The organism is Vibrio sp. 10N.222.54.E6 (assembly GCF_041473955.1).
GTDB lineage: Bacteria > Pseudomonadota > Gammaproteobacteria > Enterobacterales > Vibrionaceae > Vibrio > Vibrio tasmaniensis_A.
The window spans coordinates 1-15,132 of sequence record NZ_JBFRTD010000019.1; the positions used below are offsets into that span (position 1 = coordinate 1).

A 15,132-nucleotide genomic window follows, 5' to 3' on the forward strand; every position below is an offset into this window, starting at 1 on the left:
TGCTCAATTACTACTTCTTTCGATAATGCAAAGGTTTACAAAAACCGTAAGCACTTTCAAAAACTACTGGATTTTTTTGAACAGTCTGGAATCGCCTATGAACTAATTTCAGTCGAAAATAAAGGGTAATCTTGTGGCTAAAGGAATATCTCTACCTAAACAAGTAGAGAGTCTTAAATCAGACGTTGGGCTTCTTACTCAGCAACTTGCTAATGCTTCAATTGCTCTCAAGTTCTTAAAAGATATTGGTGTTAGCGAACACGCTGAGAAGTATATTGACGACATTCTAGAGCTATCAGAAAAAACGTTAGCTCAAACAGATAAATCGAAATACATCTAAGTAGAGGCAAAAACAAGCTGCTAAAGTCTGGATTTTTCCAGACTTCAAGTACAAGTAAACCAGTAATGGATAATGAATAAAACCAAAAATACTTAAGAACCAGTTTATTTTACGCAGGTTTTAAGCTGGCTTCTCTGAATACTCGTTCACATTTTTTTGAAATCTCATCTAAAACTTCAAAGCTTGTTAAAGCTGACAAACGGATCGAAAGGAGTTCACGACGTAATGACTCTAACCCTTCTGTATCCAGGTTAACCTTTCGGTTTCCTTGGCCATTGTTTGATACCGGTATGATGGAATCTATATTCAGCGTCCAATCGTAATTAGCGATATCTAACCCTGGGGTGACGGCAATATCGCCTTTGAAGTAAGCGGTACATTCCCTTAGCGATAACATAGTTTCAAATTGTAATTCAATATGGTCGACTTCGGCCTGAATGTGTTCCAAACCAGTGAAGTTAAACTTCAAAATAATGAATTTTTCACTCATAACTTCCTCTCAAATATTTTTACCATCCAATCGCTCGAAGTCTGGATGGTATGGTTAGCAAGCTTAATAAGCCGTTTGCGATCCATCATTAACGTTGTCTTTGTGATGGGCTTTAACTGTTGATGGCCGTTAAGTGCTTGCTCGATTTCCAATAAGCCAATAGTTAACTGCAGGTGGTCCGTGATTATATTGAGCCCAATTATATTGAACTGTCTCAAGGGTACGATTTTGATATGTATCTCTTCAGATAATAATGTTAGCTTATTCCGGCACTCTGCAGATTCGCTCAGTAAATTTTCAATTGACTTCATTTAACCTGCCCTTTTAATCTCTTTCCATGTTCATAGATGAAAATTGATGATGTGCTCGTTCTGCATCGGCTTGAGCATTTGATTGTCGCTGATCCGTTAAATCTCTTAAGTTACTGTCGACTGAATGAGAAATAGCTGCATTGAAGTGTGAGGTAACTACACTGTTGAATTGCTTACTATTTGATGAGTACAGGTGGTTTTTCTCTTTACTGCATCGAATAGTGGACTTGGTGATATCATGCAACTGATTGCTAGTCACTGCACACGCTTCTATTTTAGAGAGCGCGTGATGATAAGCCGGAATATCTAGGCTAGGATCTAACTCAATGATCAACTCCGCTATTGGGGTATCACTCATGGTTGAAAATGCGGGACCCATCATTGATTGAACCAGATTAATTTGCTCCACACCTTTCTTTGAAACAAAACAGTCTATGATTTGCAGCTGTGAATACAGCGGCGCGAGTTTTAAGTTCGGTTTGTTATTCACACTGAAAACACCTTAAATTATACTTACTTTAAACTATATAGTATTTTTCAGAATAGTTCGAATTAGCTTTTAATTACTGATGGTTAAACGACATGTCTACTAAGTGAAAAATTAGTGAACTTGAGACTGCATAATGGCGGAGAAATCATCGACAGATAAGCCTTTGTAGTCTTTACCCGGTGTTATGGTTGAAAAGCCCGTAAATTTAGTACCATCATGGTTAAGCATCGCCCAAGCTAGTTCACTGTCCCTGTATGCTAATTTTGACGGCAACCCATCATACATCGCACTAAAAGCTCTAACCACTTCATCTGCCACATTCGTAACGCTTGTCATATCTGAATCAAAGTTGGTGGATAGGTCAACAATGATGCCAAGGTCATTATTAACTATGTTGTGATAGAAGCTTGTTACTTTTGTTGGGATGGATTTCTTGATGACTTCCAAAGTGGCAACATTTTCATGATTTTGTAGGTAAATGGACATGGGCGACCTCTAATGATTATTGAGAGGTCTTTATATCACATGAGTTATCGTCGATTGGGCGTTTAGAGAGTCTATTTTCCAGAATGGAAATAAAAGTAAAATGAATTAAATACAAACAAATGACCCACCATTATTGCCAACGATCATGCCATCATACAACATGCTATCTGCGTCATTGCCCTCTGCGGCGATATAATGACGACTCACGGTAACGGCATTGCCGCTTACAGAGTATTCTAAATTTGTTTTACGGTAGTTGTAGACTAATTCCGACCTTTGTTTCGCATCTGGCACTTGGGCTACTATTGAAAACAATGTTCGTCCGTCAGCTATAGCTCTATTTGAATTGGCTTCGAATGACACGGTAGGGCGTCGGATAGTAATGATGTAATTGTAATTATGGGGATTGTAATTCATGCCTTCATCGATAAACCCTGTTGAGGTTAATTTTGCTACCGATGTTGGTGGCACTATTCCGTTTTTAGAGCATGCTATTTGAAAGTATTGGTCTAGTCCTTTAAATAAATGCTCTTGTGAATTAACAATGGATTTGTATTGCTTAGCGAAAATTTTACGCTTTTCAACTTCAAGCCACATTGACAAGATAACGGTCAATGAAGCTAGGGCGGCCGCAAAAAACAAAGAAGTGATAAATCCTCTTTGTCGTGATCTCAACATTAAATTACGGTTCGCCCCATATGCCATAGTTTATGGCCCTTCCATCGAGAATGTAGTGCCTGATACCGTGAATTGATGTGGTTTAAAGGAAGACTTAACACGTTCAAGGATACGTACATTAGGGATAGAAATCGTTGTATTGAACTTCGTTGTATCAGTAGCAACGTCTATACCATAGTTCTGACCATTTGCCGCTCTTTGAGAAAAACCTTCAGGTAATAAATTGGTTAAATCTGCAAACTTTATGCCTGTAAAATCTGATACTCGTCCATACTTCGATTTAAACGCAGCTTCATTGATAGTATTCAGTCCAGCAATGATTTCTGTTGCTTCGGACTGTTCATTCATGGATTTAATGGCTGGTAAAAAGAACAAAGTCGCTAGGCCCAATACCCCGACAACGATTACTGTGTACTCCAAAATCCCAAAGCCCATAAAGCCGCCTTGTTTCTTTTTCATGTTTACATTTCGAAAACTAACATTCATAAATTGATCCTCAATAAACCTAAAACTCATTTAAACTACTAATTATAAACCAAGAGCAACTTTACTTGATTTAAATTCATTACTCAACTCGATTACCATTAAATCCCAAGGCTTGCTTGAAATAAAAAAGCTGATGCTGCTCCTACCATCAAAGCTGTCAACCCCGAAATAAATGCACACACAACCAGTATAAAAGTTGACGTATAACTCAACGCTTTCAGAATTAAACTGCGTCCACCTGCGTTAACTACCTCTAACGCTTCTCGAACACCCGTTGCCCCGCCTTCACCTGCAATTTGAAGGGTAAGTCTTAATTGTTTAGGTAATAAACCAGTATCAAGTTGTTCGGTACCTCTTCTACCCTCAGAGAGTCTGTCACTCATAAGTTGGAGGTGGTAGCGTTCGTACTTGGTTGCCGCTGCTCCCAAGACTTTTATCGCATCACTGGATTCATATTGAACGTAACTAATCAGAAGTGTTAAACCTGAAAACACGTTCAAACCGGAAATGTATTTGTAAATAATGAATGGAGGAAAGAACTGGTCCCACTCCATTCGTTTCTCATTAACCCAGTTTTCATTTAACCAGCGGATCGTTAAGTAGGCACTAATGATTATGGCAAGTGACAAATAGGAATAATCAACCACAAAATTCCCTAAGAGATATACATTGTGTGGAATGTCGATGAATCGGTCGATTTCTGGATTTTCCGCCTTTAGAGCAAGGTAATATTCTGAACCTTTTTTTGCTGCCACCATTGAACCCCATAGGCTTAAAATGGAAGCTACCATTTTAAATCTAACACTGCGCTGAACCTTAGCTACTTCTATCGCACTAAACGTCGCTTGTTTAATTGCAATATTAAGGTTTTCTTGGGCGTCAGCTGACTCCGATTGTGATGTAGATGCAGCCGCTCTAATGATCATAGTAAAGCTAGATGAAAAGATATCAGCCATCGCTCTATGTAGTTGTAACCCCTCTTTAGTTCTTTCCAGTAATAATTTCGATACTGCTATAAGTCGTGCTACCCCTATCGCATCTGAATCTTGATACAACCTGTTCATGATGGTCAAAACTTCTACGTTCTCTTTTTTATCTTTCTGTCCTTGGATAGAAAGAAAATGCATTAAAAACTGTGCTTGCTGCTTTTGTGAAAAACCGCGCCTAATTGAGAAAGCTTCGCGTAAAGTGAGCACGCTAGTTATCGACAATGCCGCAGGGATTTTCTTTGCCTTAAAATCACCGTCTAACCAGGATTCGAATTTATCTAACATGCTTCACCTCAAGAATAGTAAGAATAGATGTCGTGGAAGTGAGGATCATATTCTTCTTCTTCCAATAGCCCATCAATTTCACTTGCCGCCATGAAAATATCGATTTCACCCTTTTTGGCTTTAAAAATTGCTACATCTTTCATTGATACCCAGCCTCTCTCTCGTAACCATGTTTCCAACCCTGTCGTTTTGTTTTTACGAATGAAATCTGTCATTGCAAGAGTCGGCTTGATGAACTCAGTGATCCCCACCATGCCTTTTACACCATTAGTGCAAACACAAGCTTTCGGCTGTTGGCTTGCCAAACATGGCGTTTGCTCAATGTTGGCAAATCGGAGCTGGCTATAGTCTTTAAGATCGCCCATCACTTGCTTGACGATTGCTTGACGTTCAGCGGATATTTCCTCGAATACAAGCGCACATTTCTGGCAAGTTTTGGGGGCCAATCGAGTAGCTACCAGTAATTCCAATAACTTCGGTGTTGTTAAATCTTCGAGAGGTACACCAATATCCAACAATCGATCTATGATTCCAATGGCAGAATTGGTGTGTAACGTTGATACGGTAATGTGACCAGTCATTGTGGCTTGTATTAATGTTTCAGCTTGCATTAATGTACGTGTTTCACCAAGCATGATGAGCTTTGGTGCCAAACGTAAAATAGAGGATAGGAATTCATCCCACTTCTCTTTAGGTTGGCTCATCTGCATTATGTTTGGGTTAATTTCGTTGAGTTTCAATTCCACAGGATCTTCTAGAGTTCGTGCGGTTAAATCTTGCGGGAAGTAATATAGAGCTCCACCTAATAAAGTGGTTTTGCCTGAAGAGGTCGGCCCAGTAACCAGAGTCATACCTTGAGGTTTGTTGAAAGCTTTTTTGAACGCGGATTTTACTGGTGCGTCTGCATTCAGCTGGTCTAGCGTCAACGGTGTTTCAGTTTTTACCATTCGAATTACTAGACCTAAAGCATTCTCGACGCCATCTATAACAATAGGCACTTTTTCAGCACGGAGTTGGATTCGCTTTGTATGGTTGTCTTTATCTTTCACATTTGCTTTAAAAGGGATAGATTGAGGTGAGTCATAGTTAATATCACCGCCGCCCTTATTGGTATTGATCGCTTGTGAAATCAGGCGATCACCCATCTCTTGTCCTTTAACAATACGCAAATTTGATCGTACCCGCTTATCGACAATATAATTCACGACAAGATCATGACCGAGTACAAATTGAATATCACTTGCGTTTACGTCATAACCTTTTTGTACTATTTTTTCGAATTCACGCTTTGCAACAGCTGTAGTTTCTTCAGAGTTTCGATTGACGCTATGAATGGCCTTGCTTTCTTCTGCCGTTGTCATTAACGCATCAAAGTCTTCCTGTGTAACAATTTTAAATTTTGCTTTAGTTTGGCCACTTTCGATTAATTCAAGTTTTAATTTTCGTGCAATGTCATTGTGCAGCTTAAGGCTTTCTTTCGTCATAACTAGCACGGCTGATCTAAGCGGTATAATCGGAATTTCATCCGCAGCAAAAGTCAAGTACTTTGCCATATCAATATCCGATAAGGCATAGGTTGTTTCAAGTTTGCTTTTTAGTTCAAGCATTCGGGTGTCAATAGGTTGCTGTTCGGGTCCCAAATTGGAAATTGTCTTTTCTGCAGCGTTAGGTTCTATTAACCAGTCTTTAGACTCAGTGATTAATGCTTCTTCGGCGTCTGGTTCTAAGTTATTGATGGCTTCAAATTGGTCAAAACTAATTGCTTCTTCGACTGGGATATCATTAGACAATGGATCTATATATTCATTGAACACAGCTGGCAATTTCTCTACTTTGGAACTTGTATCTGTCATGTATATTCCCTCTTAATTCCAACAAAGTTTTGCTAATTCAGGTGAGTCCAATTGCTCAAATTGGCCATCTCGTACCATAACGCAGCGCTCATCATGGTCTATAGACATCAGCATAAATCGTCCTGCAAAAGTATGTCCGACTTTGACGTTTTTATAAGGTTCCCCACCAACAGTAATATAAATATATTGATCGATGATGCTTTTAACTCTTAAATCAGAAAAGCCCAACACTTCAGCTTCAGTTACGGATTCAATTCTGAAGCCGTTAGAGTCTGACAAGTCTAGGTCGCCATTATTTGTGTAGTCGCTTAGCGAGCCGCTATTGCTTGGATTTAATGTTTTTTCTGCGTTACCATTATTGGTAACCTCACCATTTTGATAGCGTTTAGTATCAACACTTGCTTTTACTGCTTGGTAATTGTCATTGTTGATGTCTTTTTGAAGGCTTACCTCCATTGCTCGTAAGCGTTTCGCGTGAATCGATAATCTTTGAATACCAAATAAGGTAGCTGCATCTTCATCTTCACTTTTGACTCGTTTTGCTAATAAATGAAGATTGGCTAGATCGTCGTGAGCTACAGCGGTAAGAATTGGTACTTCATTTAGCTTAGGTTGATTAGTAACCGGTTTTTTCGGTATGTTCGTACTTACCCCTGACTGAACTTTCGGGTTAAGTTCTGCTTTAGAAAATACAGATTCGACCTCTGAATTAACAGAAGCAAAATCACTGCTCAGTCCAAAAATTTGTAGCTCGCTTTCAACTCGATATCCTACAAAACAAAGGAATAATAATAGACAGACTAAGGCTGCATTCCGCTTTCTTGAGTCAACCTTATTTGAGGTTTTTTTAGTCGACTTGCTTTGTTCTTTTTTCATCTTCTATTCCTTTATTTGGAGCCGAATACTTTGATTAATATATTCCCGGTGTAGCCAAAATCGCATCCACCTTTTGCTTCTGAAGTTATGTACGTTTCTTCATTTCCAAACGACTCTTGGGTGGATGGGTCCACAGGTTCACTCTTAATAAATTTCGGATTGATTGCTGATACTGAATGAAGCGCGTAATTGCGTTTGGCGAATTGTGTGCTTGCATACAGAAAGTCTTCAGCCATCCAACAATTGAATTCCAACTTTACGAGGTGTACGTAATATTGCCCTTTTCCGTTCCCATTCACTAATGAGTTAGAAGTGGACATTTTAATATCATCAAACATCCAATTCATTGCATCGTGTATGTAATTTTTTTCTTCGGTAACTGACGTTAAATACACACTTTCATTAATTGGCATTTCTTGAAACAGAGCGTCTATCTGTGTTCCTTTATCGCTGTTCCAGTGTCTAAGCTTCATTCTGTCGGAAAATTCGTTCAACCGTTGGTTTGTGCCTCCTGTAGATGTTGGATATAGCTGAATTAAGTTATTCGACATTTCAAACTCCGCGATAGCCCATCCAAGGCTTCGACCATTGAAGTTGGTGTTGGCCGAATTAAACCCTTTAAGGATCGCAGAAACTCTCTGCAACCCGTATTCAAGTTGAAAGTTTTTGTTCTTTGTTATTTCTTCTCTATAGGCACGCCAAGGTGATTCAATTTTAACTTGATTGGCTTTAAGAGCTTCTTGTTCAGCAATTATTTTCTGTTGCTGATGGAATGAAAATAATTGATACGCCCCAAACGCAGCAAACACGCAAAGTGAGTAAACAAACTTGGTTTGGATGCTTCGATTGACGCTATATTTAGCACCGTTCGTACGGCAAAATAGCCCAAAGTCAACATACAAATCCTGAGTCTTATTTATAGAGAGATCGGTTAATATGGCGAAGTGACTTTTAATGGTTGCTGGTGGCCTATTCTCTGAAGGATCGTTATCGGCTTCATCATGAATCGCGTCAAAATCCAATTTAGCCTCACCAAAAGAGATTACATTGCCATCAAGCTTTAACTCGCCATCATTCGCTGTAGAAAGTAGTCCTTTTGTCGCGTCTGAAACTGTGCTGTTATCAGCATTTTCATAGACAAACCGATTTAGAACGGCATTACCATCAACTAGGTATACCGGCATTAGTTCATAATCGACAGCTTGTAGAGACATTTCAATTTCGATAAACGCTGACATAGCGTCATTAATGTCTTCAAGAGTGAAATACTGATCAAAAGCTAACAAACCCGACGAATCAAAAATGGTTACCTGGACCGTGTTACCAAGGAATTCTATATAAGAAAATCCTTGATTCAATTTTGCTTTACCTAACACGGATTTTTTTATCAGTTGAGGTAGGATGAATCCACTTTCTTTAGAGTAGTAACTGTTCGTCGGCTTCTTTAGCAGAATACGCCAGTGTTGAGGGTTCTCTATGTGGCAATGGATATATCCGTCAGTACACATATTCTTTATCTTCCCTGCCCCGAGAGGCTTGGAATCAAAGTGCTTATATTGTTTATAAGTGAGTATTTCTTCGTAGAATGCAAACATAGCTAACCCTTACGAGCGTGGGCGGAAAATATATGGTGTAACGGTAATTATTGTTTCAATACGCTCACTGTTACCATATTCACTGCTTGCTAGGAGTTCAGACACACCTTTACCACGTCGTATAGACTTTGTTTCACGACTTAACCCTGAAAGAACAAGAGTATCGCCTTGTGTGACAGTGAATTTAGAGTAGAAATCTTTTTTGGATGTTCGAGGAGATTCTACGTAGCTTGCCTTAGTGTCTGTTTCTCCAGATTGCTGTGTTGTCGTATCACCATTACGAGTAAGCTCAACAAGAGAACTTATATTGGTAGCCATGCGCATTGTTACGTCATCTTCAAATATGGTAGGCATGACATAAAGTGAGAAACCTACATCCAAGTTATCTTGCGTTATAGAACCTTCGGTACCTACATTTGCCGTGCTTTCCGATTTACGCTCTTTGATGAAGTAGATGTTTTCAAAATCAGCTAACTTAGATGCTGTGTTTGGTTGCATTGTCTGACGTGGCATTGTTCTGTTGGATACTTTCCCGTAAAACGAAAGAGCTTCGGCTAATAGTTTAGAGCCCGCAGCTTTACCTCTAGTTAGTTCAGCAGAGATAATATTTGTTGGAAGTGATGTGGAAGCTCGGCCGATTTGGGCTGCAGCTTTACCCGCTTTCACGCCACTGTTAAAAGCGACACCGCCAAGGTCAGCAATAACCGCCGCGACATCAAATGCTTGTTGACCTTCATTCGTCATTTTTACTTCAATGATATCGATCTCTACGTAAACATTCGTTCTGAACATGTCATTACGTTCATCTACAATAATTTGCATTTCATCTAAGACAGCAGGGGTATCTCTAACCGTTATCGTCGAGGTTGCTTGATTGAGGTAGATAGGGATATCTTTTACATCAATCTCCCCAGCTTCTTTATCCTCTGCTTTACTAGTTTGTGTGATATCTTTGTCTAGGTCGGGAAGATCTTCGATGTCCTGAACGCTATTTTTAGTGAGAGTTGCCGATGTGCGGAAACTTGAATATGTTAGAAGTTCTTCGTAAACACTTTTCAGAGACTCAATTTCACCATCTGCATTCACGTATTCAGTATTCGAGTTGATCGTCGCATCATCTGTATTTGATTCCCCTTTACCTTTACCTTGACCGAAGTAATCACGCCCAGGCCCAGTTGCAATCTGGAAAGTACGAGTTTCGTACATGCTCCAAATTATTTTGTTCGGTTTTGGTATCTGGAAGGAATAGCCTGATGCGGCCGAAATTGATTCAATAGCGTCACCAATAGTTTTGCCTTTGAATGACACTTTAAAATTCTTATCGACATTGCGACCCAGCGATACGTTAACACCGCTTGCGTCCTTGATAAGCACCATGCCTAAAGCGTCTTTTAGTGGTATATCAGAGCCCACAAGCCCTTTTACTGGTTCAAACCACCATACCGGTTTTTTCTGCTCACTCTCTTTGATTGGAGAGACAAACAATGAATCAGAGATCACTACATTACGATAGAGGGGTTTGTCTTTTCTGAGTTTATCAAGAAGGCGTATTTCTTTAGAAACTTCCGCTTCGACACGCGATTGGGTTTCCTCTATTTCGTTATATGATGAGCAGCCCGACAATATAGATATTGTTAAAGCACTTAGTAAAAAATGTTTAATATTCATGAGGACCCTGCTTAGTTTTTAATTCGAAATTCAACAACGTTATTAATGTGTGTTTTTACCCACAATTGATGACTGCTTTCCCAAGGGCGAATCATTTGGTCTATTAGCATTAGAACGTTTTCACCCTTGATATCGAACGAGTTATACATTCGAATTGAGGCAGGGAATTGTTCAGGGAAATAAGAGATCCCTCTATCGGTGTGGCTAAGTAAATGTTTAACATTTTCTTCCAGTGTACCAGCGGTCAGGGTGTATTTTATTTGCCCGTTTGGTAGCACTTTGAGTCGCATGCTTCGCGTTGTGGTAAGTTTCAAATATTCAGGGTATTCATTATCCATGTGAAATTTATATTGCTTGGAGTTCGCGAACTGTAGTCGGTCGTATTCTTCACTGGAAATGCCAGGTTTCTTAGTTGCGTCACCCGCTTCAAAATTTGAAGAATTAGCTGTATGTTCTTGCGCACCTAGCGTGCCGGGAACAGCCGTAGTTTTTTGTACAGGTTCGATTTTCGACGATATTTCCTCAACCTGTGCTAATGAGCTGGAAGAAATTACGCTTCCTAAAAAGGATAATGTAAGTATCGAAAGAGGTTTGAGCATGTGTTCAACTTCCCTATTGTTAGTAGCACTGGCTAATTAGTTGCTGTCGTAGGTCTTCACTTGTTTGGTGAAGTTGCATAAAAATAATACGACTGTCTGGATCAATTTCTGTATAGAAACTTAAGTGAGGGGTATCTCTCGTTAGAGTGCAGGCTATAATCGAGACATCACGTCTTAAATCAGCATCTTTAATGGAGTCACTAAAGCGAATAGGTTGGTTTATTCGTAGTGACTTAAGTGAATCTTCAACAACCAATTCATCTGACCAATTTAATCGGTAATCCCAATGCCTCAAGAGATAATTTGCAATTGAGGTTGCCGCTTTACCGCTTGGTACATAACGCTTTGAGTCTGGAAAATACTTTTGTTGAAGTTCGGCGGCTTGAGCGTTTTTCTCGGTATGTTCGATAAGAGCTGTGTACTCTGCTTTTTTAATCTCAGCCGCTCGTTTCTGTTCTTCAAGGGCAGAGGTTTTGGCTTTGTGTTCTTTATCGATTTGCATCTGACGTTTATTCAAGATCTCGATACGGCGAGCGTGATCTCGTTCGTTTTTAGTCAGGCTGTTAAGTAGGGTTTGATTGTTTTTGGCGATAGTATCTTTTGTTAATTGATCATTCTTAGCTATCTTTTGAGTGGTCAATTTTTTGTTCTGTTCGATAATTCGATTCGTCAGCTCGTTATTCTTAGCAACCTCAGTGTCATATTTATTTTTGTGGTAATTGCGGCTCCAAGTAACTCTTGATTCGATTTCTCTGCGAGTCTCCTTTACCTCTGCAGCTTTGCGTAGGTCAGCTTCGAATTCGATATCGTACTGATGCTGTGAAAGTTCAAGATTGGCTTGTGCAAGTAAATCGTGCCAATTGTAACGATTTTGCTGTTCTAAAATGCGAGGCTGTACGTAATGAATACCAGAATTGATAATTCCGTCATTGGCGCGAGTAATGATTAATTGCTCGTTTTCCATATCCACTAAATACGCTAATCCATAACGCAGTCCTGCGTCATCTATAATCTCACTCCATCTAGGTTTTACTTTTGATTCATTGAAGTGGATGTTTAAATCGCGGTACTTTGAGTCGGTAAATTTTACATCCCACCCGCGCATTAGGTCACGGTTGAGGTTTTCCATCTGGATAGTAGATGCTAAAGCACCACTACTTGCGACGATTAATAAAGCTGTCACAAGCTTTCTCGTAATTTCCATTTAAAAAGGACTCCACAAACACAAAGGCATTAATGGTTTACACTATATATTATTTTTAGGTGTTTTTTAACGATATTTACCGCTTTGTTGCCATTTTTTTAGCCCTTGCCATGTGCTTTCTAAATCTTCCCAAATGACCCTTTATGCTTTTCTTATATTTTTCATGTAGTTGAGGATTATTACCCTTGTAGTGGTAATGATAGTTCGCTGCGGCCACCAGCCATATATTTTCGTTTGGCTTACCTTGAATTCGTAGTTCTTTTAAATACTCTTTTTTTATTAAATATGCTGTCGCGTAAATTGAAAAGCATGGGTCTTCCATTAACTTCTCTGGCGTTACAATAGTCAGGCCATCGCTATGAAAATCTTCAATTCGCAAGTCGTTAATACAACCTACTCCGTAGTCTTTAGACCCATTTGAGTTTTCTAAGTAGCCGTGCAGTGGCCCACTTTCTTGCCTTAGAACCGCTAACAGTATCCATTCGGGGATCTTGTACTTCTTGGCGGAATCCGTACCACACTTCATGTATGGTGTGAGCTGTTCCAATTCTTTCTCGTAAATTAGCGAGCGAATCCCCATTCCATATGCTTTGTTAAAAGTAAGAGTAACAATCAATAATAATCCGATTGTTAAACATTGATTGACGCTTAACATAGGCGGTATTCGTGACCAAAGTGGCCTATAGGACTAATCAGGCGTGGTGGTAAAATAGGTTCTTCAGATAGGTTTAATGATTCCCACATCTTCTTTGTCTTTAACAAGCTCCGCTCTCTTACTGCATCACACTGCCCAGTATCGACATTAATGTAGACCGTTTCTTTAGGTTCATTGATCGATATGTCGACTTGGTACCCTCTTGATAGCTGGGTTAAAATAATTTGCATTGGTTCGCCATTTGCTCGCCAATTAATTTTCATTTCTTTCAGTTCAGGATTAACAAACTCAACGTCCATTTTGTTGTGCGTAATATTCTTCAGTGCCGATTCTAAACGCTGTGACCTTGCTCTTCCTTCTATCAAGCCCAACTCTGGCTTGTTTGGGTTGATTTGCACTTCTTTTGCTATAGCTGGAGGTGCCTGATGTATATGTAAAGCAGCCTGTAAGTACGAACTTAATAGAGAAGTTCCAAGGCCAATCGTTAACAATAATGTTTTTTTCATATATCCCTACTTTTGTTCAAATCCAGTAGATGCTGTCCATATTCTTTGCTTTCTTATGGTTAGCGCTCTTCTTTTGTTTCTTTTTCGCTCCTGGTAGTAAAACCAAGCTTTGAGTATTGGGATGTTCATTTTTTTAAATAACATCCAAACCAGCAGTTCGATGCAGACTAAGAAGATATAAGCTGCAAATGAAGCGGGGATCAAAACAAAAAACAATTGCACCACTATGAGCAAAAAAAGTGGGTATGGGATCATTAATACCGAACCAACATATTTAGTGTTGTCACAGTACGTGTTGCCCTCAACTGGTTTGAACCCCAGCTTATTCATTTCTTCTTGTGCTGTTCCCATTACATAACTCCTTTAGTGGGAAAGAACTGCCATGTTGTACGTTGTTTTAGTAATTAGACCTTCGCTGAGCGCCTTACTAGCACTTTGTTTGAAAGGCTGACCATATTTTTCGACGGCAAGGTTAATGCCTTGAATTAAGTCTTCATTCTGAAGAGAAAGTAATTCATTTTTCAATTCAGCAGAAAACACGAGAATTTCCTGTATAGGGGTCACTTTGCCATCGACCGTCGGTGCTAACCATTGGTAAACCCCCATATGCATGTACTGGAGAGTTTGTCGGATAATTCCGTACATCTGGCTAGGGTCTACTTCATTTCCGATTCGAGTAAATATATTGGCAATGGATTTGGCGTGCATAGTAGTTAGCCCGTGATGACCGGATTCTGAAATTTTTGGTAAAGTTTCGAATGTTTCCTTTTCACGACTTTCACCAAGAAAAATTGATTCCGGTGAGCAACGAAGTGCATTTTTCAACCCTTCATGAAACGTTTTGAAATCACCAAATTCACCAATGGTGTGTTGCCAAATAGGATTGATGCCAGAAATAACATCAAATTGAAATTCAATTGGTCTTTCATAGCTTAATATCACTCTAGGATCTTCATTGTTTTCTTTCATTTCACGTAAGATAGAAGCGCATAGAGTGGTTTTACCGCTACCCGTTTGACCACAAATGACGACTAAACCTTGAACCGGAGCTGCATTCTTTCTGATAATTTCAGGAACATTAAGATCTTCGTAACTTGGCGGTATTACAGGTAAATCTCGTAGCGTTATTTTTAACCCTCGCCCTTTCATCGAATTCATGGTGCAAACATTGACACGATTTCGAAACGGAAGTTCTTCATTACTTGGGTCATCCACCACGTACGCATCGTCTATTTCATGCCCGGGTTCAAACGCATATGACCTCATTTCAGCGCTAAACATATGCTCAGTTATCTCACTTACTTCAGCTTGTGAAATGGGACGTTTTAACAGAGGCATTATAACGGAGTGTTTCTTTCTAAGAATAAATGAATCACTAGCGATGATCAGGTCTGCGTAACCTCCGTGACGATGCAGAATACGGATCAACTCATCGATATCGTTTCCGGTTATTCGATCTAATTTAGCGATGCTTAAATACCCTTCGTCCTGGTAAATTGTTTGGTCGTGTAGTTTTTTGGGTACGTGTGCAAGTTGCCAAGGAATAGATATAGCTTCCGGCATTAGGTTACTGGTGTTTTGTACATCCAAACCAACTTTTTTAAGGAGATCCAAGGTAATA

Annotated in this window: 17 protein-coding genes; 1 reads left to right on the plus strand and 16 read right to left on the minus strand. The window is 39.5% G+C overall.

The genetic code is table 11. From position 1 onward, the window contains the following. Positions 1-133 precede the first annotated feature (133 nt). Positions 134-340 (plus strand): hypothetical protein, encoded by a 207-nt coding sequence (locus AB4513_RS12470; RefSeq protein WP_102579934.1) that lies wholly within the window; start codon positions 134-136, stop codon positions 338-340. A 109-nt stretch (positions 341-449) separates the two neighbouring features. Here the strand turns inward: AB4513_RS12470 and AB4513_RS12475 are convergent, their stop codons facing one another. The 16 genes from AB4513_RS12475 to AB4513_RS12550 all read right to left on the minus strand — a co-directional run bounded on the left by AB4513_RS12475 (position 450) and on the right by AB4513_RS12550 (position 15,125). Next, a complete protein-coding gene (locus AB4513_RS12475) occupies positions 450-830 on the minus strand; it encodes a hypothetical protein (protein WP_102257472.1) in 381 nt (126 codons plus the stop codon). Between the two features lie 324 nt (positions 831-1,154). Continuing rightward, positions 1,155-1,631 carry a hypothetical protein gene (locus AB4513_RS12480; protein ID WP_102257470.1) on the minus strand — a complete coding sequence of 159 codons (477 nt, stop codon included), beginning with the start codon at positions 1,629-1,631 and terminating at the stop codon, positions 1,155-1,157. Positions 1,632-1,742: 111 nt separating this feature from the next. Beyond that, entirely contained in the window at positions 1,743-2,117 is a 375-nt protein-coding gene (locus tag AB4513_RS12485) for a hypothetical protein (protein WP_102257469.1), read from the minus strand. 105 nt (positions 2,118-2,222) lie between these two features. Then, positions 2,223-2,822 carry a hypothetical protein gene (locus AB4513_RS12490; protein WP_102257468.1) on the minus strand — a complete coding sequence of 200 codons (600 nt, stop codon included), beginning with the start codon at positions 2,820-2,822 and terminating at the stop codon, positions 2,223-2,225. A gap of 3 nt (positions 2,823-2,825) precedes the next feature. Further along, a complete protein-coding gene (locus AB4513_RS12495; protein ID WP_102257467.1) occupies positions 2,826-3,281 on the minus strand; it encodes a hypothetical protein in 456 nt (151 codons plus the stop codon). Between the two features lie 98 nt (positions 3,282-3,379). Then, positions 3,380-4,555, minus strand: a complete 1,176-nt coding sequence (locus tag AB4513_RS12500) for a hypothetical protein (protein WP_102257466.1) — start codon at positions 4,553-4,555, stop codon at positions 3,380-3,382. An 8-nt stretch (positions 4,556-4,563) separates the two neighbouring features. Further along, complete coding sequence (locus AB4513_RS12505) at positions 4,564-6,408, minus strand: GspE/PulE family protein (RefSeq protein WP_102257465.1); 1,845 nt, start codon at positions 6,406-6,408, stop codon at positions 4,564-4,566. Positions 6,409-6,420: 12 nt separating this feature from the next. Continuing rightward, the gene (locus AB4513_RS12510) at positions 6,421-7,284 is read right to left on the minus strand and encodes a hypothetical protein (RefSeq protein ID WP_102257464.1); all 864 of its coding nucleotides are present in this window, start codon (positions 7,282-7,284) and stop codon (positions 6,421-6,423) included. A gap of 11 nt (positions 7,285-7,295) precedes the next feature. Continuing rightward, positions 7,296-8,660: a hypothetical protein gene (locus tag AB4513_RS12515; protein WP_133151959.1), complete on the minus strand. Its 1,365-nt coding sequence runs from the start codon at positions 8,658-8,660 to the stop codon at positions 7,296-7,298. Positions 8,661-8,888: 228 nt separating this feature from the next. Beyond that, entirely contained in the window at positions 8,889-10,547 is a 1,659-nt protein-coding gene (locus tag AB4513_RS12520) for a hypothetical protein (protein WP_102257462.1), read from the minus strand. 11 nt (positions 10,548-10,558) lie between these two features. Next, entirely contained in the window at positions 10,559-11,146 is a 588-nt protein-coding gene (locus AB4513_RS12525; RefSeq protein WP_102257461.1) for a hypothetical protein, read from the minus strand. 19 nt (positions 11,147-11,165) lie between these two features. Further along, a complete protein-coding gene (locus tag AB4513_RS12530; protein ID WP_102257460.1) occupies positions 11,166-12,350 on the minus strand; it encodes a hypothetical protein in 1,185 nt (394 codons plus the stop codon). Between the two features lie 76 nt (positions 12,351-12,426). Next, a complete protein-coding gene (locus tag AB4513_RS12535; protein WP_102257459.1) occupies positions 12,427-13,005 on the minus strand; it encodes a hypothetical protein in 579 nt (192 codons plus the stop codon). Next, positions 12,999-13,511: a hypothetical protein gene (locus AB4513_RS12540; RefSeq protein WP_102257458.1), complete on the minus strand. Its 513-nt coding sequence runs from the start codon at positions 13,509-13,511 to the stop codon at positions 12,999-13,001. Before AB4513_RS12540 ends, AB4513_RS12535 begins: the two co-directional genes overlap by 7 nt. A gap of 6 nt (positions 13,512-13,517) precedes the next feature. After that, a complete protein-coding gene (locus AB4513_RS12545; protein WP_102257457.1) occupies positions 13,518-13,862 on the minus strand; it encodes a hypothetical protein in 345 nt (114 codons plus the stop codon). A gap of 12 nt (positions 13,863-13,874) precedes the next feature. After that, positions 13,875-15,125, minus strand: a complete 1,251-nt coding sequence (locus tag AB4513_RS12550) for an ATPase, T2SS/T4P/T4SS family (protein ID WP_102257456.1) — start codon at positions 15,123-15,125, stop codon at positions 13,875-13,877. Positions 15,126-15,132: the final 7 nt, after the last annotated feature.

Excerpts from the sequence above, each read along its gene's own strand:
- AB4513_RS12520 (WP_102257462.1), bottom strand. The coding sequence starts at position 10,547 with ATGAATATTAAACATTTTTTACTAAGTGCTTTAACAATATCTATATTG.
- AB4513_RS12525 (WP_102257461.1), bottom strand. The coding sequence starts at position 11,146 with ATGCTCAAACCTCTTTCGATACTTACATTATCCTTTTTAGGAAGCGTA.
- AB4513_RS12500 (WP_102257466.1), bottom strand. The coding sequence starts at position 4,555 with ATGTTAGATAAATTCGAATCCTGGTTAGACGGTGATTTTAAGGCAAAG.
- AB4513_RS12495 (WP_102257467.1), bottom strand. The coding sequence starts at position 3,281 with ATGAATGTTAGTTTTCGAAATGTAAACATGAAAAAGAAACAAGGCGGC.
- AB4513_RS12530 (WP_102257460.1), bottom strand. The coding sequence starts at position 12,350 with ATGGAAATTACGAGAAAGCTTGTGACAGCTTTATTAATCGTCGCAAGT.
- AB4513_RS12490 (WP_102257468.1), bottom strand. The coding sequence starts at position 2,822 with ATGGCATATGGGGCGAACCGTAATTTAATGTTGAGATCACGACAAAGA.
- AB4513_RS12475 (WP_102257472.1), bottom strand. The coding sequence starts at position 830 with ATGAGTGAAAAATTCATTATTTTGAAGTTTAACTTCACTGGTTTGGAA.
- AB4513_RS12535 (WP_102257459.1), bottom strand. The coding sequence starts at position 13,005 with ATGTTAAGCGTCAATCAATGTTTAACAATCGGATTATTATTGATTGTT.
- AB4513_RS12540 (WP_102257458.1), bottom strand. The coding sequence starts at position 13,511 with ATGAAAAAAACATTATTGTTAACGATTGGCCTTGGAACTTCTCTATTA.
- AB4513_RS12545 (WP_102257457.1), bottom strand. The coding sequence starts at position 13,862 with ATGGGAACAGCACAAGAAGAAATGAATAAGCTGGGGTTCAAACCAGTT.
- AB4513_RS12510 (WP_102257464.1), bottom strand. The coding sequence starts at position 7,284 with ATGAAAAAAGAACAAAGCAAGTCGACTAAAAAAACCTCAAATAAGGTT.
- AB4513_RS12505 (WP_102257465.1), bottom strand. The coding sequence starts at position 6,408 with ATGACAGATACAAGTTCCAAAGTAGAGAAATTGCCAGCTGTGTTCAAT.
- AB4513_RS12485 (WP_102257469.1), bottom strand. The coding sequence starts at position 2,117 with ATGTCCATTTACCTACAAAATCATGAAAATGTTGCCACTTTGGAAGTC.